This window comes from Peribacillus tepidiphilus (assembly GCF_009466385.1).
GTDB lineage: Bacteria > Bacillota > Bacilli > Bacillales > DSM-1321 > Bacillus_BN > Bacillus_BN tepidiphilus.
The window spans coordinates 1-22,041 of record NZ_WIAQ01000005.1; the positions used below are offsets into that span (position 1 = coordinate 1).

Annotated in this window: 20 protein-coding genes and 1 pseudogene; 12 read left to right on the forward strand and 9 right to left on the reverse strand. The window is 39.0% G+C overall.

Features of this window, described 5'->3' with window-relative positions:
• From yhbH to GD441_RS04915, 4 genes are all read left to right on the forward strand, one after another.
• A partial coding sequence (yhbH, locus tag GD441_RS04900; RefSeq protein WP_153124320.1) for a sporulation protein YhbH occupies positions 1-1,140 on the forward strand: 1,140 nt, incomplete at its 5' end.
• 337 nt (positions 1,141-1,477) lie between these two features.
• Complete coding sequence (locus GD441_RS04905; protein ID WP_153124322.1) at positions 1,478-2,809, forward strand: UDP-glucose dehydrogenase family protein; 1,332 nt, start codon at positions 1,478-1,480, stop codon at positions 2,807-2,809.
• A gap of 263 nt (positions 2,810-3,072) precedes the next feature.
• Positions 3,073-3,327 (forward strand): hypothetical protein, encoded by a 255-nt coding sequence (locus GD441_RS04910; protein WP_153124324.1) that lies wholly within the window; start codon positions 3,073-3,075, stop codon positions 3,325-3,327.
• Between the two features lie 170 nt (positions 3,328-3,497).
• Positions 3,498-4,400, forward strand: a complete 903-nt coding sequence (locus GD441_RS04915; protein WP_153124326.1) for an aldo/keto reductase — start codon at positions 3,498-3,500, stop codon at positions 4,398-4,400.
• A gap of 206 nt (positions 4,401-4,606) precedes the next feature.
• On the opposite strand, the gene GD441_RS04920 is transcribed toward GD441_RS04915, so the two are convergent.
• A complete protein-coding gene (locus GD441_RS04920; protein WP_153124328.1) occupies positions 4,607-5,269 on the reverse strand; it encodes a haloacid dehalogenase type II in 663 nt (220 codons plus the stop codon).
• 203 nt (positions 5,270-5,472) lie between these two features.
• Between GD441_RS04920 and GD441_RS04925 the strand changes: the two genes are divergently transcribed.
• From GD441_RS04925 to GD441_RS04945, 5 genes are all read left to right on the forward strand, one after another.
• Complete coding sequence (locus GD441_RS04925; RefSeq protein ID WP_153124330.1) at positions 5,473-6,387, forward strand: helix-turn-helix transcriptional regulator; 915 nt, start codon at positions 5,473-5,475, stop codon at positions 6,385-6,387.
• A complete protein-coding gene (locus tag GD441_RS04930) occupies positions 6,388-7,281 on the forward strand; it encodes an ABC transporter substrate-binding protein (RefSeq protein WP_191992099.1) in 894 nt (297 codons plus the stop codon).
• A gap of 173 nt (positions 7,282-7,454) precedes the next feature.
• Positions 7,455-8,153 carry an ABC transporter permease gene (locus GD441_RS04935; protein ID WP_153124332.1) on the forward strand — a complete coding sequence of 233 codons (699 nt, stop codon included), beginning with the start codon at positions 7,455-7,457 and terminating at the stop codon, positions 8,151-8,153.
• Between the two features lie 6 nt (positions 8,154-8,159).
• Positions 8,160-8,897, forward strand: a complete 738-nt coding sequence (locus GD441_RS04940; protein WP_153124334.1) for an ABC transporter ATP-binding protein — start codon at positions 8,160-8,162, stop codon at positions 8,895-8,897.
• Positions 8,898-8,949: 52 nt separating this feature from the next.
• On the forward strand, positions 8,950-9,246 hold the full coding sequence (locus GD441_RS04945; RefSeq protein ID WP_153124336.1) for a hypothetical protein: 297 nt from the start codon (positions 8,950-8,952) through the stop codon (positions 9,244-9,246).
• Here the strand turns inward: GD441_RS04945 and GD441_RS04950 are convergent.
• Both GD441_RS04950 and GD441_RS04955 read right to left on the reverse strand, forming a co-directional pair.
• Positions 9,231-9,839 carry a DNA-3-methyladenine glycosylase gene (locus GD441_RS04950; RefSeq protein ID WP_225434132.1) on the reverse strand — a complete coding sequence of 203 codons (609 nt, stop codon included), beginning with the start codon at positions 9,837-9,839 and terminating at the stop codon, positions 9,231-9,233. The genes GD441_RS04945 and GD441_RS04950 overlap by 16 nt on opposite strands.
• A gap of 226 nt (positions 9,840-10,065) precedes the next feature.
• A complete protein-coding gene (locus GD441_RS04955; protein ID WP_153124339.1) occupies positions 10,066-11,646 on the reverse strand; it encodes an MDR family MFS transporter in 1,581 nt (526 codons plus the stop codon).
• Between the two features lie 154 nt (positions 11,647-11,800).
• Here GD441_RS04955 and proC point away from each other — a divergent pair, with 154 nt between their 5' ends.
• Together proC and GD441_RS04965 are read left to right on the forward strand one after the other, a co-directional pair.
• Positions 11,801-12,601: a pyrroline-5-carboxylate reductase gene (gene proC, locus GD441_RS04960; RefSeq protein ID WP_153124341.1), complete on the forward strand. Its 801-nt coding sequence runs from the start codon at positions 11,801-11,803 to the stop codon at positions 12,599-12,601.
• A 330-nt stretch (positions 12,602-12,931) separates the two neighbouring features.
• Complete coding sequence (locus GD441_RS04965; protein ID WP_153124343.1) at positions 12,932-14,320, forward strand: L-cystine transporter; 1,389 nt, start codon at positions 12,932-12,934, stop codon at positions 14,318-14,320.
• A 185-nt stretch (positions 14,321-14,505) separates the two neighbouring features.
• On the opposite strand, the gene GD441_RS04970 is transcribed toward GD441_RS04965, so the two are convergent.
• Positions 14,506-15,882: a peptide MFS transporter gene (locus tag GD441_RS04970; protein WP_153124346.1), complete on the reverse strand. Its 1,377-nt coding sequence runs from the start codon at positions 15,880-15,882 to the stop codon at positions 14,506-14,508.
• Between the two features lie 282 nt (positions 15,883-16,164).
• On the opposite strand from GD441_RS04970, the gene GD441_RS04975 reads away from it, so the two are divergent.
• On the forward strand, positions 16,165-16,665 hold the full coding sequence (locus GD441_RS04975) for a GNAT family N-acetyltransferase (RefSeq protein ID WP_153124348.1): 501 nt from the start codon (positions 16,165-16,167) through the stop codon (positions 16,663-16,665).
• 360 nt (positions 16,666-17,025) lie between these two features.
• Here GD441_RS04975 and ald read toward each other — a convergent pair whose 3' ends face one another.
• From ald to GD441_RS05000, 5 genes and pseudogenes are all read right to left on the reverse strand, one after another.
• The gene (gene ald, locus GD441_RS04980) at positions 17,026-18,159 is read right to left on the reverse strand and encodes an alanine dehydrogenase (protein WP_153124350.1); all 1,134 of its coding nucleotides are present in this window, start codon (positions 18,157-18,159) and stop codon (positions 17,026-17,028) included.
• 308 nt (positions 18,160-18,467) lie between these two features.
• Positions 18,468-18,763, reverse strand: a pseudogene (locus GD441_RS04985) (EcsC family protein); the annotation flags it as partial.
• Positions 18,764-18,920: 157 nt separating this feature from the next.
• Positions 18,921-20,174: a PucR family transcriptional regulator gene (locus tag GD441_RS04990; RefSeq protein ID WP_225434133.1), complete on the reverse strand. Its 1,254-nt coding sequence runs from the start codon at positions 20,172-20,174 to the stop codon at positions 18,921-18,923.
• A 103-nt stretch (positions 20,175-20,277) separates the two neighbouring features.
• The gene (locus GD441_RS04995; protein WP_153124352.1) at positions 20,278-21,276 is read right to left on the reverse strand and encodes an inorganic phosphate transporter; all 999 of its coding nucleotides are present in this window, start codon (positions 21,274-21,276) and stop codon (positions 20,278-20,280) included.
• Between the two features lie 14 nt (positions 21,277-21,290).
• Positions 21,291-21,908 (reverse strand): DUF47 domain-containing protein, encoded by a 618-nt coding sequence (locus tag GD441_RS05000; protein WP_153124354.1) that lies wholly within the window; start codon positions 21,906-21,908, stop codon positions 21,291-21,293.
• Positions 21,909-22,041 lie beyond the last annotated feature (133 nt).

The window sequence follows — 22,041 nt, forward strand, 5'->3', positions numbered from 1 at the left end:
ATTTCCAAGGAAGATTGGTCCCTCCATCGCAAAGGATTTGACGATCAACAGCGCCATCAGGAAAAAGTCCAAGAAGCCATTCGTAACAATTTACCGGATTTAATTTCAGAAGAAAACATCATTATGTCAAACGGCCGAGAAGTGATCAAAATTCCGATTCGTTCATTAGATGAGTATAAAATTCGCTATAACTATGATAAAAACAAGCATGTCGGCCAAGGTGACGGAGACAGTCAGGTGGGCGATGTAGTGGCCCGTGATGGATCAGCTCAGCAGAAAGGACCTGGAAAAGGGCAGGGTGCCGGAGACCAAGCTGGTGAGGATTATTATGAGGCTGAGGTATCTTTAATGGAGATTGAAGAAGCTTTGTTCAGTCAGCTGGAGCTTCCCAACCTGCAGCGAAAAGAGCTGGATGAAAATTTCGTAGAGAACATTGAATTCAATGATATCCGAAAAACAGGACTCATGGGCAATATCGATAAAAAGAAAACCATGCTTACGGCCTTTAAGCGTAATGCTTTAAGCGGCCAACCGAAGTTTCATCCTATTTATAAGGATGACCTTAAATTTAAGACCTGGAATGAAGTCGTCAAGCCCGAATCCAAAGCGGTTGTTCTTGCAATGATGGATACATCGGGATCGATGGGATTATGGGAAAAATATATGGCGCGCAGCTTCTTTTTCTGGATGACTAGATTCTTGCGAACGAAATATGAGTCTGTGGAAATTGAGTTTATCGCACACCATACAGAAGCAAAAATTGTATCGGAGGAAGACTTTTTCACAAAAGGTGAAAGCGGAGGTACGATTTGTTCGTCAGCCTATCGCAAAGCATTAGAAATCATTGATTTTAAGTATAATCCTCAGAGGTATAATATTTATCCGTTCCATTTCTCCGATGGCGATAACTTAACCTCAGACAATGCCCGTTGCGTCAAGCTCGTAGAGGAAATTATGAAGGTTTCGAATATGTTTGGGTATGGGGAAGTGAATCAATACAACCGTCACTCCACACTCATGAGCGCCTACAAGAACATTAACAACGAAAAATTCCGCTACTACATCCTTAAGCAAAAATCCGATGTATTCCATTCGATGAGAAGCTTTTTTAAGAAGGAAGAGAGTAAGCAGTATGCTTAGTTAAAAATATATTTTCCTGTACGGTATTATTACGTACAGGTTTTTGTTTTTATAGGATTTTATTTGTCAAAGCTCATTTGGAAGTAGGATGTTGGGTGTGAGTGTGAAGGCGAGAAGTAAAAGATTCACAGGACTAGCGCTTACTCACTGACACAGGCGGTTTATCCGTAGCCTCCCCGCTTCCCTGGTTCCCATTGGCTGATTCTATTGAACCAGTAAGTGCCATCAATTGTTGATCAACCGATGATTCAATATAATGTAGAGGGAGCAACCGCTTCCAATAAGAAGACTTCCACTGTTTCTCCAAGGGAAGCTATTATGTTAAAGGTGGACATATATGAAAAATATAGCTATTGTTGGTGCAGGATATGTGGGGTTAGTGACGGGGACTGCCTTCGCCCATATAGGGAACCGGGTAACTTGTATAGATATAGATGCTGATAAGATCAAGTTGCTTTCTGAAGGGATTTCTCCAATTTTTGAACCAGGTTTGGAAGAAATGCTTAAGGAGAATTTGAGTAAAGGGAAATTGTCTTTTACCACTAGCATGAAAGAGGGAGTTGAGAGTGCAGAGATCATTTTCCTGACTGTTGGGACACCACCAATGTCTGATGGCAGTGCGGATTTATCGTTTATTTTTAATGCGGCTTCTGAGGTAGGCAAGCATTTGGCTCGAGACAGCATTGTCGTTACGAAAAGCACCGTTCCAGTGGGAACAAATGAAAGGATCAAGGAAATACTTGAGGATCACAAAAGTAAAAACATAAGAATCGATGTGGTATCGAATCCGGAGTTTTTAAGGGAAGGCTCTGCCATTCATGACACCTTCCATGGAGATCGGATTGTAATTGGCTCTGAAAATCCTAGAGCTGCTCATGTAATCGAGGAATTATATAGTCCTTTTCAGATTCCGATTATGAAAACAGATACACGTAGTGCAGAATTAATCAAATATGCCTCTAACGCTTTTTTAGCGACAAAAATTAGTTTTATTAATGAAATGGCGATATTGTGCGAAAAACTGGGAGCCAACATTGACGAAGTTTCCTCCGGAATGGGCATGGATCAACGAATTGGCAATCAGTTTTTACAGGCGGGAGCTGGCTATGGTGGCTCTTGTTTTCCGAAAGATACTCGAGCACTGATTCGAATAGCAGAAAATGTAAATCATCATATTCCTCTTTTAGAATTTGTCATAAACATTAACAATCGCCAACAAGAATATTTGGTTAAGAAAGCCCTTGAAAGGTTTGGTAGCTTAAAAGGGAAAAGTGCTGCCATATTAGGGTTATCTTTTAAACCAAACACGGATGATGTGAGAGAATCACCTGCCATTAAAATATGCCAGAGCCTAATTGAGCAAGGGGCGTACGTTACAGCCTTTGATCCTATTGCAATGGAGAAAGCAAAAGCGTATCTGCCAAAAGAAACGAAGTATGCATGTTCAATAGAAGAATGTCTACAAGATGCAGATCTTGCCTTTATCGTGACAGACTGGAACGTATTTAAAGAGATGACTGCAGAAACATTTATTAAGTGTATGAAACATCCGATTGTTTTTGATGGGCGAAATTGTTTTAGTCTAGAGGCGATGAGGCAATATGAAGTCGATTATTATTCAATAGGAAGACCTATTTTACAAAATTGGAGCACGAAGAATGGGAAATAGACACAAATGATGGATCACTGTTTTGTTAACAGCGCACCTGTCGACCGATATCTAAGTTCTGACGACCGATATCTTGCTTCTGACGACCGATATAATAAGCTGACGACCGATATCTAAGTTCTAACGACCGATATCTTGGTTCTGATGACCGATATAATAAGCTGATGGCTGATATGTTGCAACTGATAACCGATATATGGAGATGCCATCCGAAATCTTGCTCCTCCGAAAGCTCTAATTCTATTGATTTAAGCGGAAATTTTGTGGATTTAAGCGTTCAGTGCTTTGATTTAAGCGTTCATCCCATTGATTTAAGCGAAAATCCCTTCGATTTAAGCGAAACCTTTTTCACGGTCTACCTACTCTCTATAGACGACCGATATCCTGGTTCTGACGACCGAAATCTTGCTCTTGACGACCGATATCCTGGTTCTGACGACCGAAATCTTGCTCTTGACGACCGATATAATAAGCTGACGGCCGATATCTTGCTCTTGTCGACCGATATAATAAGCTGACGGCCGAAATCTTGCTCCTATGATTGAAATATTAAAATGACTGATATTTTGTACTTAATGACCGATATAATGGAATCATGGCCGATATCTTACTCCTAATGGTCGCTCAACTAGAATTTCGGTCGATAAATGGCTCCTAAAAGACCAGATTTATATAAGGAGATGAACAAATGGAAAGAGTTCAACTAGCAGAAGATTTATCTTTTTCGCGTATTATTCATGGTTTATGGCGTTTGGCGGAGTGGGAGTATTCTAACGAAGAGACGCTTTCATTAATTGAGCATTGTTTAGAACAAGGAATTACGACGTTTGATCATGCGGATATTTACGGCAGCTACACTTGTGAGGAGCTGTTTGGAAAAGCGATGGCTCTTAAGCCTGAACTTCGTGAAAACATGGAGATTGTCACCAAGTGTGGCATCGTGCTGGAGTCTCCAAACCGTCCTGAGCATCGATCGCATCATTACAATACAAGCAAAGAGCATATTATTAAATCAGCCGAGCAGTCCTTAAAAAATTTACGGACTGATTATATCGATGTACTGTTAATTCATCGACCGGATCCTTTGATGAATCCTGAAGAGGTGGCGGAAGCCTTTATGAAGTTAAAAAAAGAAGGCAAAGTCCGTTATTTCGGAGTTTCTAACTTTAAGGATCATCAATTCAATATGCTGCAATCGTATTTAGATTTCGATTTGGTCACGAATCAAATTGAGGTTTCAGCTTATCATTTAGAGAATTTTGATGATGGAACATTACATTTCTGTCTTGAGAAAAGAATCAAACCTATGGCATGGTCTCCTTTAGCAGGCGGAAAAATATTCTCCAGTAATGATGAAAAAGCGGTGAGACTGCGAAGTACATTAGAAAAGATTGCAGGAGAAATTGGAGCTGAAGATTTAGACGAGGTGCTGTACGCTTGGATATTAAAACATCCTGCGAAAATTATGCCGATCGTAGGTTCTGGGAAAACAAAACGTATAGACAGTGCCGTTAAATCCCTAGATCACAAGTTAACCCTTGATCAGTGGTTTGAGATTCTACATAGTTCAATGGGGCATGAGGTGCCTTAACATCTAAGCTAAAAAATTCATTCAACCAATATTCTTAATAACAGGGCTGGAAATAGTACTTCCGAGTGGGAATGCAGTTTCCAGCCCTACTATTTAAAATTAAAGGTCGTTTATCACGATGAAAGCAGAACCATATAAAGGATCTCAGCCACCAGGACTATTGCTCTTAATCGATGTTTTACATTATAACACGAAGCGATAATCATCTACCGCCACTCCAAAAGACCGTTCAAATCGTTGTATTCATAATTCGGAGTAACAGGCAATTTTTCGGTCGGCATGTTTTGACGATTGATCCAGGCGGTTTGAAATCCGAAATTTTTTGCTCCAGCAATATCCCAGCCATTGGACGAAAGAAATAACACCTCATCTTTCTTCACTTTTAAAACGTCAACAGCGTGTTGATATGCTTCTTTAACCGGCTTATAGTGTTTCACGTCATCTACACTGATGATGATGGGTAACCATTCATGTAATTCGGACTCATGAATTAAGGGTTCCAGCATATCTCTTGAGCCATTAGAAAAAACAGCCACTGTTTTTCCTTGAAGCTGGCTCAGTACATCTTTTGTTTCTTGGAATGGTTCTAGGTTCCGATAGGCGATTAGTAACTGATTCATTTGTTCCGCATTTATGGTTTCTCTGCTTTCTTCCACTGCATATAAAAGAGAATCCTTTGTCACTTCGCTAAATGAAGTGTATTGGCCCATCATCTCACGCAAAAAAGAATATTCGATTTGTTTTTTTCTCCATGTAAGGCTTATTTGTTCACCCTTTGACGGGAAGAACTCTTCACATTTTTCCTTTACAGAATATACATCAAATAATGTTCCGTAAACATCGAACAGAAAAACATTAGCTTTTTTCAAATCATCACCTCCATTATTTTTATTCTATTTTTGACACAAATTCATTAAACCCTTTATTTGTTCCTATTAAAACAACAAAAACAAACTAAACCTAACTAAACCAAACTAAAACTAACTAAATGTTATTGACAATACGATTTTCCTAGATTTTAATAAAAATAGTACGTACTGGTTTTTTTATCCATAAAGAGTGAGGTTTGCCAATGGTCGAGAATTATTACACAGTAGAAGAAGTAGCAAATCTTCTGAAATTATCTAAATATACCGTTTATGAAATGGTAAAACGAGGTGAGTTATCTGCAGTAAAAGTAGGCAGGCAGGTCAGAATTAGCCGGGATGATATAAATAGAATGATAGATAAAGGCAAAAGACAGCATTCTCCAGACGATTTTTCGAAAAGTGTACTTCCCATTCCTATTATGTTTATCGGGAGTCATGATTTATTAGTAGAAAGCGTTATCAATTATGCGAATGAAAAGAAAAATGGATTGCTGATCATTCCTGCATTTGTAGGAAGCATGGAAGGCTTATTGAGTTTATATTATGGACGGGCTGATATTGTAGGCTGCCATTTATTTGACGAGGAAACAGGTACATACAATATCCCTTTTATCAAAAGATTGTTTCCCGGTGAAACACCAGTTGTCGTTCGTTTTGTTTCCCGAAACATAGGATGGATTGTTCCAAAAGGTAATCCGAAAAGGCTTGAAGGATGGAACGATTTACTCAGAAATGATCTAACCTTCATGAATCGCCAAAAAGGCTCCGGTACAAGAATACTCCTCGATTTTCACTTGAAAAAACTAGGAGTGGACGGTAGCCAAATCAAAGGCTACGAAAAAGAAGAAATGACCCATTACAGTGCTGCTTCAGCCGTTTCAAGAGGGGAGGTGGATTTTGCTTTAGGTACGGAAAGTGCAGCACAAGCACTTGGCCTTGATTTTGTAGTTCTTGAAAAAGAACGATATGACCTTGTTATGAAGAAGGATTTTTATGCTAGCCATCAATGGAAGAATTTAGAGAGTTTATTACTTTCAGATGAAATAAAAGAACGGATGTCCAAGCTTGGAGGCTATGAATGGATCCATATTGGAGAAAAAGTGACGGAGGGGCTTTAAATGAAAACAAATAAATCATGGTTGGTATGGACTTTATGCCTGTTGTTCGCAGCTTTCATGATGTCTGGTTGCTCTGCTGAAAAAGAGGCACAACCAGCAAGCAATAAAGAAAAAGAGACGACTTCAGCAGCTACTGAAAATAAAAATCTTTCAGGTGAGTTGATTCTAGCGACGACAACGAGTACACAAGATAGCGGTTTGCTCGATGTACTGATTCCGTTATTTGAAGAACAAACGGACGTAATGGTTAAAACGATCGCTGTAGGAACTGGAAAAGCGTTAGAAATGGGGAAGACAGGCGAAGCAGACGTACTATTAGTTCATGCGCCAGCTGATGAGGAAAAGCTAGTTGAAAGCAAGGATGCTGTTAACAGACAGCTTGTCATGCACAATGATTTCATGATTGTGGGTCCAAAAGAAGACCCAGCTGGTGTGAAAGGTAAGACTGTTCAAGAAGCATTGAAAAAAATAACGGAATCTAATGCACTGTTCGTTTCACGTGGCGATGATTCTGGTACTCACAAAAAAGAGCTTGCCCTTTGGAAGGAAGCAGGAATTGAACCTTCAGGTAAAATGTATCAGGAAACAGGCCAAGGAATGGGAGACACGTTAAAGGTTGCTTCTGAAAAAGGCGGCTACACGATCACAGATCGAGGGACTTATTTAGCATTAAAAGACAATTTGGACATGGACATTTTGGTGGAAGGCGACGATCGTTTACTCAATATTTATCACGTCATGCAGGTGAACCCTGAAAAATCAGAGAAAATTAACGGGGATGCTGCAAAAGCCTTCGTTGAATTTATGATCGATCCAGACATACAGAAGGTGATTGGTGAATTCGGTGTAAAGGAATTTGGAGAGCCATTATTTTTCCCTGATGCAGTAAAATAAAGAGTACAATCTAATGGGCTGTCCAAATAGGGCACCTTCATTAAAAATTGAAAATCAAGAATGGTGATATATCCATATTCTTGAACATAAAAAGGGGCATCCAAAAGCCGAATATTCGACTTATTGGACTGCCCCTTTTCAAAGAGAGTTCATAATTCGGGGGATTCATTCATATGGAAATGATCATAAATGGAATAATAGAAGCATTTCGGATGATTTTTACTGGCGATCCTGAAATTTTTTCCATAACTTGGCTGACTTTGAAGGTGTCAGGGCTGGCCACATTTATTAGCTTACTGATCGGAGTTCCATTAGGAGTTGGATTATCTTATACTCAATTCCCTGGAAAAAAACTATTAATGAGTGTGATTAATACAGCAATGGGATTTCCTCCGGTTGTCGTGGGCTTATGGGTATTTTTACTACTAAGCCGTAATGGTCCGCTTGGCTTCTTGAATTTGCTTTACACCCCCACAGCTATCGTGATTGCACAAGCTGTGATCGCTTCTCCCATCATTATCGGTTTAACGTGCGCGGCGATTATGCAGGTGGATGATCGGCTGAAGCTTCAGATCAAAGCGCTGGGGGCAAATCGTTTTCAATCGCTTTTGTTGGTGATCAGAGAGGCGAGATTTTCTTTGCTGGCAGCATGTATTGCTGGATTTGGCGCGGTTGTGAGCGAGGTTGGAGCTTCTATGATGGTAGGAGGAAATATTAAAGGCTACACAAGGGTATTAACCACTGCTACGGTGATGGAAGTGTCGAAAGGGCACACTGAAGTCGCCATTGGTATATCTGTGATATTGCTGCTGCTAGCCTATCTTGTGACGCTGGGATTGACTATGCTGCAGCAAAGAGAAAGAAGAGGCTGATTTACATTGATCACGATTCAGAATGTAACGGTTGAAAAGTATGGAAAAAAAATATTGTCCATTCCACATTTAGACATTCAAGAAGGCGAAATGACAGCTATTATTGGTCCAAATGGAGCCGGTAAAAGCACACTTATCAAAACAATTGCTCTATTGGAAGATACGGCAACGGGAAGCATCCAATTCGAAGGTCAATCAATCCACCCTTCAAATGCTCCTTTAGGTGCTAGAAGAAGCATCAGCGTTGTATTCCAACAGCCCCTCATGCTAGATACTACTGTGTTTGGAAACGTTTCGGTCGGGTTAAAAATCAGGGGTTATTCCAAAAAAGAAGTAAAAGAAAAAGTGAGCTATTGGCTAAACCGCTTAAACGTTGGACATCTTGCAAACCGGCATGCCAGAACTCTATCGGGTGGTGAAGCGCAAAGAATCGCTTTGGCACGGGCGTTAGTAACAGAACCGAAAATATTGCTGCTGGATGAGCCTTTTTCCGCTTTGGATTTGCCTACGAAACGAGCTATTCTGCACGATTTGAAAACGATTTTAAAAGAAACCGGAATAACCACTCTTTTTATTAGCCATGATTATCAGGAGGCTCTTTTTTTAACAGATGAATTCATCGTCATACATAGGGGCGAATTAATTGGTCGGTATACATATGAGAATTTAAAGCAATTTAATTCATCAAAAGAATTAGGCTCTTTTATTAAAGAGTGGATGACACCTTTAGTGGCTAATGTTTGAAGTTCTATTGCTTTATTGGTTAAGATGGAGGAAAAAGAAGCGGAGGACAGAAATGAAAAGAGTATGTTCCCAGCCTTATATTAAAATAGAACGGTTGATTCAGGATTTTAAGCAAAAAATAGTGGAAAAAGAAGAGTTCCTTCATTTATGTGACCATTATATTACCACACCCACTCATCAATTTCATTTAAAGGAAGTTCATGATCTTTCATTTAGAACGATTCATAAAGACTCAGGTTTATTATATCTTCATACCAATCAAGGCCTTTTTGCTTATCATGTAAAATTGACTCCACACCGCTTTATGGACGCTTTCCAAGAATTAAAGCAGCGTTATTTTGAAACATAAGGATGGTCGGTAACCCAAAATCGCCAAGGGTAATCCTTTGCTTCTCCTGCATTTGGAATGCCTATTCGAGGTCCGGCCGAAATATTGGAAGGAGTAAAGCCGTTTGCGATCAATAATGGTGGGAGCATAAAGCTGCCGCCATAGTCACTCATCGTAATGCCTAAGGCCTTTGTTAATTTTCCAGGACCATTTGTTGTTTTTCTGAGGTCTTTCACGTTTCGTCTTTTGAGCATCAATTCCTGTCCAATAAACGGTTCAACCGCACGAATTAAAATTGCTTCAGGCTTGTTAATCGGTCCGCTTACAACATTGACAAGGCAATGTGTATGCATCACATATGTATAAATTCTCCCAGCTTCAGCATACATGATTTCCGTTCTTTTTGTCCTTCGATTGTTAAAGCTATGGGCTGCGCGGTCTTCTGGCCCCAAATATGCCTCTGTCTCTACAATAAATCCTCCTGCAACGCCTTCGGATGTCTCTTTCATTAGCAAGCATCCAAGCAGCGATTGAGCAAGCTCCAAAGTTGGCATAGAGAAGAACTCAGCAGGCAGCGGTTGTATTGGCAGATTGCAAATCCATTTGTTACTCATCGTATTTCTCCTTTCCATGAGAGCTCCATCCTATTTGTTCCCGAATTCTATATAAATTAACAAACTCAATACACTAGATTAAAAAACTCTTCATTAGAAAATAATACTTTATTCTGTGGTTAAAAGGTGATTGAAACACATTCAAAATAGAAACAAGATTCACCCAATCTCTGGGTGAATCTTGTTCATTGCAGACAAAGTATGTTATACACACATTCAGGCTGTTTTATGAGGTAGCTTCTTCAACTGGTTCATTGTCCTGCGCTTTGTCTCGTTTAATTTTCCCTTTGCCCACTGCTAAGGCAACGAATATTCCTAATGCTAAGATCGAAAGTCCGGTCAAAAACACAGCAGAGAAAGATTCTGTCCAAGAAGTTTTTATTGTGGTAAGGACAATGTTTTTTACATCCTTCGGAAGCTGGAGAAGTTCAGGATGAATTAATAATCCAAATAATTCATCCGTTTTCTCAGCCATAGCTCCTAGAATTTTCTTAATCATCGGATTGGATTCAGCTTCAGCAGCTCTATCTATTTTATCTTTCAACGTGCTGTTCATCACGGCATTCAAAATTGTAATCCCAATGGTGCCGCCGATTGAACGGAAGAAGGTTGATGCTGAAGTAACAGCACCCAGCTGTGATTTCGGAAACTCATTTTGAACTGCAATCATTAAAGTTGGCATAACAAGCCCCATACCTGCTCCAAGGACAACCATATACGCATACGCTGTGAATTGACTAGATTCCAAGTCCATTGTGCTCATTAAGTAAAATCCGAGTGTTGCAATGATCATTCCTGTAGTTAAAACAGTTCGGAATTTTAATTTCAAAAGCAGTCTACCGCCTAGTATGCTAGCAATGATCATCGAAATCATCATTGGCGTCATTGTTGAACCTGCACGGGTTGGAGATACACCAAGAATACCTTGCATGAACATCGGTACAAACATGATGGCACCAAACATTCCTAGCCCGAGTAAAAATCCGAGCGCATTCGTTGTTGCAAACACTCGATTTTTAAAGAGTGATAAATCTAAAATTGGCTCTTTTGCTTTTTTTTCTATGAAACCAAACAGGAGGATTAATAGGAATGCTCCCCCAAAAATCATAGCGGAAGTTCCAGACTTCCATTCAAATTTATCTCCACCAAATGTCAACCCTATAAGCAGCAATACAAGCCCTGGAACTAAGGTTGCAATACCCAGGTAGTCAATATGCACCTTGCCTTGTGTATAAATGGTTTCATGCTTCATACCAATGTAAATCAATCCGGCTGAAAGCAAACCTGTAGGGACATTAATTAAGAAAATCCAATGCCAGCTGATATGGTCAACAATGAGTCCCCCAATGAAAGGACCAATAACAGAGCTCAATCCGAAAATACCGCCGAAGACTCCCTGCCATTTTGCCCGCTGTTCAGCTGTAAAAATATCGCCAATAATGGTTTGGGAAAGAGGCATGATCATACCGCCACCTAAACCTTGCAGACCTCGGTAAAGGATTAGCTGTTCCATAGAAGTAGCTGTTGCACAAAGTGCTGAACCAATGGTAAAAATAATGGTTCCAATTAAATAAAGAAGCCGTCTGCCGTATAAATCAGAAAGCTTTCCAACAATGGGTACAATGGTTGTGGAGGTAATTAGGTAGGCAGTCGTTACCCACGCAAAAATGGAAAAGCCATTCAACTCTCCAATGATCGTTGGCATAGCTGTTCCTACGATCGTTTGTTCTAAAGCACTAAAAAACATACCTATTATCAATCCAGCTAATACAAGTTTTCTATTGATTCCTTGTTGTTGGGTTTTCATATAAGCTAACTCCTAACTTTCAAAATGACTTAATGGTCAAGATTATACCTGTAAAATGACCTTTAAGTCAATAATTTTATCTTAGATAGAAAACAAACTTGTTTTTTGTATATAATTGAGAAGGAATTTGTTAAGACTGGAGCGTTGATTCAATATGAAAATAGGTTTTATCGGTTGTGGAAAAATGGGCCAGGCCATTTTAGAGGGAATTCTATCATCAGGCGCTCATAGAAAAGAAGATGTAATCATTAGCGCTAAAACGGAGAGTACTCTTACTACCATTAAGAATACATATCATGTATTCGTTACTCAGGACAACACACAGGTTGCAAGGGAAGCTGATCTTTTGTTTCTTGCTATTAAACCTGAGCTTCATCAACAGGTGATTGAAGAAATCAGAGACTTTGTCAAAACATCCGCTATTGTCATAACAATGGCTGCAGGAATAAATATAGAATTTGTTGAAAAAGCGTTTAACAAGGAAACAAAAATCTTTCGTACGATGCCCAATACTCCGTCTTTGGTTAGAGAGGGCACGACAGCGGTTTGTTATAACGATCTTGTCAGTAAAGAAGATTGTAAGAGGGTGGAAAATCTATTAAGTAGCATAGGAAGAGTAGAGTTTATCCCGGAATTTTTAATGGATAGTATTCCTTCCATAAGCGGGTCTTCCCTAGCATATGTATATATGATGATTGAAGCATTAGCAGATGGAGGAGTAAAGCAAGGAATTCCGCGTGAACAGGCATATAGACTTGCAGCAAGTACTGTCTTAGGAGCAGCAAAAATGGTTTTAGAGACGATGGAGCATCCAGGAGCACTAAAGGACCAAGTGTGTACACCTGGAGGAGCGACCATTGAAGCTGTTGCAGAGCTTGAAAAAACAGGTTTTCGATCCTCTATCCTTTCAGCTATGGAAAAGTGTACGGAAAAAGTTAAAAAGTTATCTAGATAAGGCGGCTGAAAAAGCTGCCTTTTTATTGCCCCAGTTTAATCTATCAGATCTTATAGAATTTAACCCGTTTTGGAAATCATTCAACCCAATTCTTAAAATCATTCAACCGGTTTAGAGTAAAGAGGGAAAAAAATCGGTTTTTCGCAGTTTAACTCCTTAATAACATATGGAATAGATTTTAAATCAAAGGGGATGATAAATCTGGAAGGAGGGACTAACTTCAAAGAATAGTTGGAATAAAAATGACGGATCCTACAATAATTCTGACTTGACTTATAGGAATAGTTATTTTATAGTTTTTTCATTATTATATATAAAGGAGGAACTATGATGGAAACAGGACTTATGCTAGTGAATCTAGCGGTAATGCTTTTACTTATTGGTCTATTATTCTATATGCAGAAAAAACATGTTTCTTTTTCAAAGCGAGTTTTCACTGCATTAGGATTAGGGATTTTGTTTGGGTTTGCCCTGCAATTCCTATATGAACCGGGTTCTAAGAGCTTAACCAATTCAGTTGATTGGTTTTCTATAGTGGGAAGTGGATATGTTAAATTTTTGCAAATGATTGTTATGCCTTTAGTTTTTATTTCTATTTTGTCCGCATTCACTAAGCTGAAATTGACAAATAATATTGGAAAAATCAGTGTGTTGATTTTAGGGATTTTAGTTGGTACAACTGCCATTGCTGCAGCAGTTGGTATTGCCTCCGCAGTTGTCTTTGATTTAGAAGCCGTTCAAATTGAAAAAGGAGAGGCTGAAACAGCTCGTGCTGCAGAACTTGAGGAAAAGTTTGGTACAGTAGAAGATAAAACAATGCCTCAACAAATTTTAGAACTGATCCCTTCTAACCCTTTTTTAGATTTTACGGGAGCTCGACCAACCTCCACTATATCTGTGGTAATATTCGCAGCTTTCCTTGGATTGGCATTCTTAGGAGTAAAACGGAAGCAGCCTGAGCAAGCAGATTTGTTTGCAAAAATTGTCGCTTCGTTCTATGCTATCATCATGCGTGTTGTAACACTTATCCTAAGATTAACACCATATGGCGTGCTTGCTATTATGACAAGTACTGTTGCAACTAGCGACATTGATGCAATCTTAAAATTAGGGAAATTTGTTTTGGCCTCTTATATAGCGCTCGTTGTCATGTTTGGAATTCACTTGTTACTCTTAACATTTGCTGGCTTAAATCCATTCACGTATGTCAAAAAGGCATTTCCAGTATTAGCATTTGCTTTTACATCCCGTACAAGTGCCGGTGCACTACCGATTAATATTCAAACCCAAAAGTCACTTGGAGTTCCAGACGGTATTGCAAACTTTGCAGGTTCATTTGGATTATCCATTGGTCAAAATGGTTGTGCTGGTATCTATCCTGCGATGCTAGCTGTCATGATTGCACCAACTGTAGGAATCGATCCGTTATCACCAACCTTCATTATTACATTAATTGTTGTCGTCGCCATCAGTTCGTTTGGAGTTGCTGGAGTAGGTGGTGGAGCGACTTTTGCAGCATTGCTCGTTCTTTCCGCGATGAATCTTCCAATCGCATTAGCCGGTCTCTTGATTTCAGTCGAGCCACTCATTGACATGGGGCGTACTGCGGTTAATGTAAGCGGAAGTATGACGTCCGGTATCCTTACAAGTCGTATTACAAAAGAATTAGATACAGACGAATATAATAGCCCAGCAAAAGAGCTTGAAGTAGAGGCTTAAATGAGAGGAGACTAACCACAAAAATGGTTAGCCCTCCTTTTTCATGTAAAGTAGTCGATCTATCATGCTAATAGTCGATATAAAGTGCAGCATGATATTAAAGAGTGCTCCATATAAACTTGACAGTTAATATAAACTAACAAAAAAACGCATGAGATCTTTTGAAAAGATCCATGCGTTTTTCATTAATTTTCCATGAGTTGAACAAGTTTTTTAGAAATCAGCAGAAGAAGGGAACCGGCAGCGATTACGGCGATCGCAATAACTGTAAATACTTCCATGTATCCCATAGACTGCGTGAATCTAGCAACTTGTCCTCCGACAAAATTTGCTATACCAGAGCTAGAAAGCCATACACCCATCAACAATGATGCCAGTTTAACTGGAGCAATGCGGCTAACCATGGATAAGCCGACTGGTGATAAAAACAATTCGGCAATCGTATGGAAGAAGTATGTGATGATAATAAACATGATATGAACGTTTCCGACTAAATTTGCTTCATTGTTGCCGTATCCTAATACAGATCCTACAAGTACAAGGAACCCGATTCCTAGTAGGATTAAAGCGATACCCATTTTAACTGGTGCACTTAAGTCCCCACGTTTTGATTGACCTAGTTTTACCCAAAGAATGGAAACAAGTGGTGCAAATAGAATAATGAAAAGTGGGTTAATGGATTGAAACCAAGGCGTAGGAATTTCAAAGCCAAAAACGGTACGATCGACAAATTTATCTGTATAAAGTGTAATAGAACTTCCTGCTTGTTCAAATCCAGCCCAGAAAAAGACAACAAAGCAAGCTAAAATCAAAATAACGGCAGTGCGTCTTTTTTCTTTAGGAGTTAAAGGAGTATTCTGTTTTACACCATTGTCGCTTAATACAGGCTTTCCTGTAGGTTCTTTACCAAGATCGCCTAAATAACGGTTACCAAAAACATTAAATAGGACTTGTCCAATTACCATTCCAATGGAGGATGCCAAAAAACCATATTTATAACCGTAAACAAAAACTCCATTTACTGAATCAGAAAGCCATTTGTCTGTAATGAAGGCGATGACAAGTGGTGCTAAAAATGCTCCTAAGTTAATACCCATGTAGAAAATGGTAAACGCTGCATCTCGTCTCGGATCCTTTTCTTCATATAAGTCCCCTACGAGAGTAGAAATGTTTGGTTTAAAAAAGCCGTTACCAACAATTAACAGAGCTAATCCTGTATACATGGCCCATTCTGCTTGCTCCAGGAAAATGACGAAATTTCCAAGAGCCATGAAGATACCGCCGATTGTTATCGCAAGCCTCTTCCCAATAAAACGATCTGTTAAATATCCACCTACAAGGGGAGTGATATAGGTAGCACCTGTATAAAAACCATATATACTCAAAGCGAGGCTTGGGTTCATGCCTAGCCCACCGCTAATTAATTCTTTCGTTAAATAGAGAATAAGTATACCTCTCATTCCATAATAACTGAATCTTTCCCACATTTCGGTGAAAAACAGTAAATAGAGACCGGGAGGATGCTTCATTTTCTGCTGATTTCCTACTGCCGATGTTTGCATAAGAACCTCCTAAAAATTTTAAAAAATGTATGAATATTAATTGTCTTGTATTATTTTAAAATAACTTTTATAGGACGTCAATTAATCGAAAAAGCAATAATAATTGAATTCTTTGAAAAATAATACTATATTAAGAAAATAAAAAAAGAGTGGATAGAGAAACAATTGTAAAATTTTATTAAAAAATTGACATTTAATGAAGCATAGGTAATAGAAAATATGATATAAAATAGGTAAAAAGTATTATGTAGTTGTATTTTTGTTACATATAGGAGGGGCGTTATGCCTAATTTAGAAACGGAAAGATTACAATTAATTCCATTATCTCTTGAGTATGTAATTGCTGCAATGAGAGGGCGTGAAGAGTTAGAGGCACTCTTGCTTCACAACGTATCAAGACAGTGGCCCAATACAGATTTTGCTCAAATATTACCAATGTTAGCAGATGAATTGGAGAAAGAACCATCTAAAGCAATATGGAATGGATTAATGATTCAAAAAGACGAGAAGATGGTTATAGGTGATATGGGATGTAAAGGAGGACCTGATCGAAACGGGGTAGTAGATATTGGATATGGGGTGGTCCCGGAATATAGAGGTCAAGGATATGCAAGTGAGATGGCAAAAGCTCTCGTAGTTTGGCTCCTTTCTAGAAAAGATGTAACCAAAATTACAGCAAACTGCTTAGAAGATAATATCGGTTCTATACGTGTTTTAGAAAAAGTCGGATTTACAAGATTAAGTGAAAGTAATGGATTACTCTGTTGGGAGTTCGAAAAATAAGCTAAATGGAGGATCTATTTTTAAGGCTCTTTTCTAAAAGATTGTTGTTTTTACATAGGTTCTGGGAATGAAAACCGTTGATAAAAAAGTTGGTTGATTGGAGCGTAAGGTGCGAGACTCCTGCGGGAGCAGCGGGACAGGTGAGACCCCACAGGCGCTGCACGCCGAGGAGGCTCACCGCCCGCCCCGCGGAAAGCGAGCATCCTGGAGCGGAAATCAACCTATCCTCACTACTTGTTAAAAAGCAACAAAGTTTGCGAAAACAGCCATTTTTAAAGAAGTCTGCAGACCGCTTACTATTAACGTGTATACAAAAACTGACGAACATCCTCCAATTTTTGGAGATGCTCGTCAGTTTTTTTATGCTTTAATGTTATAATTTTCTAATGCTTTTTCAACAGGTACATATTCGTAGCCTAGGTCGCGAGCTACTGCTTCATATGTGATATGTCCAGAAGCAACGTTAACTCCTTTAGCTAAAGCTGCATTTTCTTTGATCGCTTGAAAAGCGCCTTTATTAGCAATTTGAAGAGCAAATGGAACCGTTACGTTTGTTAATGCGATTGTAGATGTGCGTGGAACAGCGCCAGGCATATTGGCAACCGCGTAATGAACGACACCATGCTTTTCATAGGTAGGATTGTCGTGGGTTGTAATATGGTCAACTGTTTCAAAAATTCCACCCTGGTCAATGGCAACATCGACAATTACAGAACCCGGAGTCATAGATTTTACCATTTCTTCCGTCACTAATTTCGGTGCTTTTGCTCCAGGAATTAATACTGCACCGATTACAAGGTCGGATTCCGCAACAGCTTGAGCGATATTGTATGGGTTGGACATAAGAGTTGAGATTTCATTTCCGAAGATGTCATCTAGCTGGCGTAAACGGTCTGGACTTAAATCAATAATGGTAACTTCTGCGCCAAGACCGATGGCGATTTTTGCTGCATTTGTACCAACTACGCCGCCTCCGATGATGGTTACTTTTCCTCGTTTTACTCCAGGTACTCCACCAAGCAATATTCCTTTTCCACCTTTAGGCTTTTCAAGGAATTGAGCCCCGATTTGAGCTGCCATACGTCCAGCGACTTCACTCATTGGTGTTAACAGAGGAAGAGTGTTATTCACAGAAACTGTTTCATATGCGATTGCTAGTACACCTGATTCTTTTAACGCTTTTGCCAATTCGGGCTCTGCGGCTAAATGCAAGTATGTGAATAGGATTAAGTCATCTCGGAAATAGTTGTACTCACTTGGAAGCGGTTCTTTTACTTTCATAATCATTTCAGCGACTTCCCAAACAGAAGAGGCTTCATCAACAATCACAGCCCCTGCAGCCATGTAAGAGTCATTTGTAAAGCCTGAACCCAAGCCAGCATCTCTTTCAATGTATACTTCATGGCCTGCATTGACGAGGGCAACTACTCCTGCAGGGGTTAGTGCTACACGGTTTTCGTTATTTTTAATTTCTTTAGGAACACCAATTCGCATGTTATTGAATCCTCCAGACATAGCATTTGTTCTTCTTCTTTTTAAAATAGAAAGGTCAATTGTTCCAAACATCAGGTTTTGGCAAAATGGCAATTCGTTTGTCATCACAATTGTTTAGGAAAGTAGGGATCAAGAGTCTAACCAATCCTTTTGGGTCCGTTTCTTATCCTTTTAGAAAGAAGAAAACCTCTTTACAAAAAGTATAACCAGTTGAAACTATTTTTAGTTTGTGAAACTAGAAAAATGAAAAAAGGAGCATTTGTAGATTTCTACAAATGCTCCTTTAGATTGTAGATAAATGCTTACATTTATCTACAATCTACAGTAAGCCGCTCAAGGATTCTGCGTTTTCGGTAAAGCATCATTCCAGTATCTGCAATATCTTGAATCATGGATCGATTGGTGAAGGCTCCAAAAATCATCCCCGCGATCGGGACCATTTGCAATAGTTTTTCCAGCCGAATTGGTCCCTGTACGTATAAACTACCTCCCGCCAGCCCTGTAATTGCGAGACCATTTCTTTTGATTCTCGTTGGTTGTACGTTGACGATAACTCGTTGAGAATCGCTTCTTTCCCAACAATGTCTGCTGACGCAAATTGAAGGAAGGTGTAATTTTATCGAGAACTTTAAAAGGAATCCTCCCGATTTTTTCCCAGATAAAAAGTCCTTTCTGATCCTTTTCCCAATCTTCAATTTCTTTTAATTCCATTAACAAATAGTCTTTTGATTCCATACATTCTCCTGATTGTTTGATTTTGTTTAATTATACGAAACAGCATCTTTTTCAGTTTCGTATTTCAATAAAACTAATTGAAGCAATAGAGCCATTTTTTCCAATGGGTTTCTTAAATTAATATTTCCAATTTCTGAGATCCTTTTTAATCGGTAATGAATCGTATTGACATGGACATGAAGACTATTTGCAGCATCATAAGGGTTCGAATCACACTCTAAATAAGCATGTAAGGTTTTGATCAGGTTGCTCTGATTTTTTTCATCATATTCTATTAGAAGTTGTATGCCGCTGTGTACAGCCTTATGAGGATGCCGTGACAAAACATCCAAATATTGATAGATTCCCAATGAATTGTATGAATGGATAGGGGCTGTTTCCTTTGGGAATATTTTTTTGATTTTCAAGGTGTACAGAGCTTCGTTATAGCTTTCTTTTGCAAGAGATAGCTTAGAATAAGGTAAGCCTGCGGCCCCAGCAATTTGATCAACAACAAAACGGGTTTTCATCTGTGTAATAAACGAAGTAATAAAATCCTGAATGGATGCTGAAAACGAATCAGATTGAATAGGTCCTACAAGGAGAATGAGCTGGCTCTGGTTAATTGTATAAAAAATGACTTTCAGTTTTTGAGATGTCGTTAACGTATAGTAAATATTTCGTTCCGTTTCAGAAGAAATATCAGTTGGGAATGTAAAAACAATGATTGAAAACAAGGATGGAGCTGTAATGCCGTAGCCTTGAAGTATTTTTTGGATTTCCGCTTCTTCTTCATAGTGTCCGGTAAGCAGTTGCCATAAAAACTCTTGATAGCTTTCTTCTCTTCGTTTCTTTTTAAGCTGCAGCTGCAGGAGCTGGTTTTTGGCTTCTTTTGCTGCAAGCTCCAAAAACTTTAAATCTTTTTCGGTGAATGGCTTTTCCGTCTCTAATGCCCAAATAAAGCCGAGAACTTCACTGTTTTTTCTAATTGAAATCGCGGCCCGTTTTCCCAAGCCAACATTTTGAATCGCTGGAATCAATATGGGTGAGCTGTTTTTCAGTAACGCTGGAATTACACCCTCTCTCCAGAGACTGTTAATGACTTTTTCGGGAACTCTCCTGCCAATGATGGTAGCGATTCTGGCCTGATCTGTTCGGTCATCATGCATGCTATATGCCAGCAAACGGTGGTTGGCATCCTCAATCGTAATAGGGCAGCCCAAAACAGTGCTGACTCGATCGGCGAACTCTACCAAATCCCCATATACCCCTTTGAAAATATTATGGTTGGAACCTTCCACTACAAACTACCCCTTTAGAATGATTAATACTTAAATTTTAATATATATATTTTAGAAGTGCATGATTTTCATAAAAAATAAAAGCCCGAAATAAATCGGGCTTTTAGAAGAATAGATCTAAAATATAATATGTGATGGCTGCTAAAGTACCTGAAATAGGAAGAGTAATAAACCATGTAATGATCATGCGTTGGGCAGTTCCCCACTTAACTCCTTTTACCCGATGAGCAGCACCGACTCCTAGAATAGAAGAGGAGATGACGTGTGTCGTACTTACTGGTAAATGGATATAAGTAGCACCGAAGATGATCGCGGCTCCTGTTAAGTCAGCTGCGACTCCGTTTACAGGGCGGATTTTCATAATTTTTCCGCCAACTGTTTTAATGATTTTCCAGCCGCCTACAGAAGTTCCTAGTCCCATTGCAAGCGCACAGGAGAATTGCACCCAAAATGGAATGTCAGTCGAACTAGCATAACCGTTTGCGATTAATGCCATCGTTATGATCCCCATTGCTTTTTGAGCATCATTCGTTCCATGTGTATATGCCTGAAGGGCTGCAGTTGCGATTTGAATATAACGGAATCGCTTGTTCGTTTTTGGAAGATTATTATTTTTAAATATGATTTTAAAAATGCTGTATACGATAAAACCTACACCAAAAGCCAAAATCGGAGAAATAATCAAAGACTGAACGATTTTTCCGAAGCCTGAAACATTTAATGACCCAAAACCTGCTGCAGCAATGGCTGCTCCAGCGATTGATCCGATAATTGCATGAGAAGATGAACTTGGGATCCCATAATACCAAGTGATAAGGTTCCAAGCAATTCCGGCTATTAATGCGGATAGGATAACAATTGATCCGTTTTCCAAGGTAAAAGGATCGACGATATCTTTTGTAATGGTTTTGGCTACCCCTGTAAAAGTCATGGCGCCAACAAAGTTCATGACGGCTGCTAAAATGATCGCTCTTCTTGGTGTCAATGCTTTTGTTGAAACGGATGTAGCGATAGCGTTAGCTGTATCGTGGAATCCGTTAATGAAATCAAATGCAAGAGCACCAATTACGATCAACACAGTCAATATTAGTAATGTATCCATGAAATTGATACCCCTTATGCGTTTTTCATAATAATGGTCTCAAGCGTGTTTGCCACACCTTGACAGCTATCGGCTATTTCTTCCAGATTTTCGTAAATTTCTTTGAACTGAATGATTCGGATAGGGTCTTTTTCAACAGCAAACAAATTTTTAATGGATTGACGTAGAATACCGTCGCAAGTAGATTCAAAATCCTTAATCTTAATGGCATGGTCACGAATTGGTAATAACTTTTTGGTTGTCAATAAATCGACAGCCTTATCAATTTCATAAGCACTATTACGGATTGCATCTACAAATTTCAACATGTACTCATCAGCATTTACCATAGAATACATCTCAAATAAAGCAGAGCAATGCTCTAAACCATCGAGCACATCATCCATGCTCATAGCAAGGTGCAGAATATCCTCGCGCTCAATTGGAGTGATGAAAGCATTGTTAAGTTCCATGATTACTTCGTGAACAAAGGAATCTCCTTTATGTTCATATTCCTTCATTTTCTCAGAGAAAACTTTAAGATCGCTAACGTTTTGAAGCTTATAATCCGCAAAATAATCAGCAGCTTGCTTTAAGTTCTCTGAGATATTCATAAGTAATACAGCGAACTTGTCTTTTTTCTTAAATACCATGTGTGTTAACCCCCACAATCCAAGAAGAATAAATTTTTTAAGACCCTTTGTCTAACTATGACGAACGAAAAATATTTTACTTATTTATTATTGGCTAAGTAAAGCTACTTTTAATAAAATTTACAAAAAATTA

Excerpts from the sequence above, each read along its gene's own strand:
- GD441_RS04905 (WP_153124322.1), top strand. The coding sequence starts at position 1,478 with ATGAAAAATATAGCTATTGTTGGTGCAGGATATGTGGGGTTAGTGACG.
- GD441_RS04915 (WP_153124326.1), top strand. The coding sequence starts at position 3,498 with ATGGAAAGAGTTCAACTAGCAGAAGATTTATCTTTTTCGCGTATTATT.
- GD441_RS04925 (WP_153124330.1), top strand. The coding sequence starts at position 5,473 with ATGGTCGAGAATTATTACACAGTAGAAGAAGTAGCAAATCTTCTGAAA.
- GD441_RS04930 (WP_191992099.1), top strand. The coding sequence starts at position 6,388 with ATGAAAACAAATAAATCATGGTTGGTATGGACTTTATGCCTGTTGTTC.
- GD441_RS04935 (WP_153124332.1), top strand. The coding sequence starts at position 7,455 with ATGGAAATGATCATAAATGGAATAATAGAAGCATTTCGGATGATTTTT.
- GD441_RS04945 (WP_153124336.1), top strand. The coding sequence starts at position 8,950 with ATGAAAAGAGTATGTTCCCAGCCTTATATTAAAATAGAACGGTTGATT.
- GD441_RS04950 (WP_225434132.1), bottom strand. The coding sequence starts at position 9,839 with ATGAGTAACAAATGGATTTGCAATCTGCCAATACAACCGCTGCCTGCT.
- GD441_RS04955 (WP_153124339.1), bottom strand. The coding sequence starts at position 11,646 with ATGAAAACCCAACAACAAGGAATCAATAGAAAACTTGTATTAGCTGGA.
- proC (WP_153124341.1), top strand. The coding sequence starts at position 11,801 with ATGAAAATAGGTTTTATCGGTTGTGGAAAAATGGGCCAGGCCATTTTA.
- GD441_RS04965 (WP_153124343.1), top strand. The coding sequence starts at position 12,932 with ATGGAAACAGGACTTATGCTAGTGAATCTAGCGGTAATGCTTTTACTT.
- GD441_RS04970 (WP_153124346.1), bottom strand. The coding sequence starts at position 15,882 with ATGCAAACATCGGCAGTAGGAAATCAGCAGAAAATGAAGCATCCTCCC.
- GD441_RS04975 (WP_153124348.1), top strand. The coding sequence starts at position 16,165 with ATGCCTAATTTAGAAACGGAAAGATTACAATTAATTCCATTATCTCTT.
- ald (WP_153124350.1), bottom strand. The coding sequence starts at position 18,159 with ATGCGAATTGGTGTTCCTAAAGAAATTAAAAATAACGAAAACCGTGTA.
- GD441_RS04995 (WP_153124352.1), bottom strand. The coding sequence starts at position 21,276 with ATGGATACATTACTAATATTGACTGTGTTGATCGTAATTGGTGCTCTT.
- GD441_RS05000 (WP_153124354.1), bottom strand. The coding sequence starts at position 21,908 with ATGGTATTTAAGAAAAAAGACAAGTTCGCTGTATTACTTATGAATATC.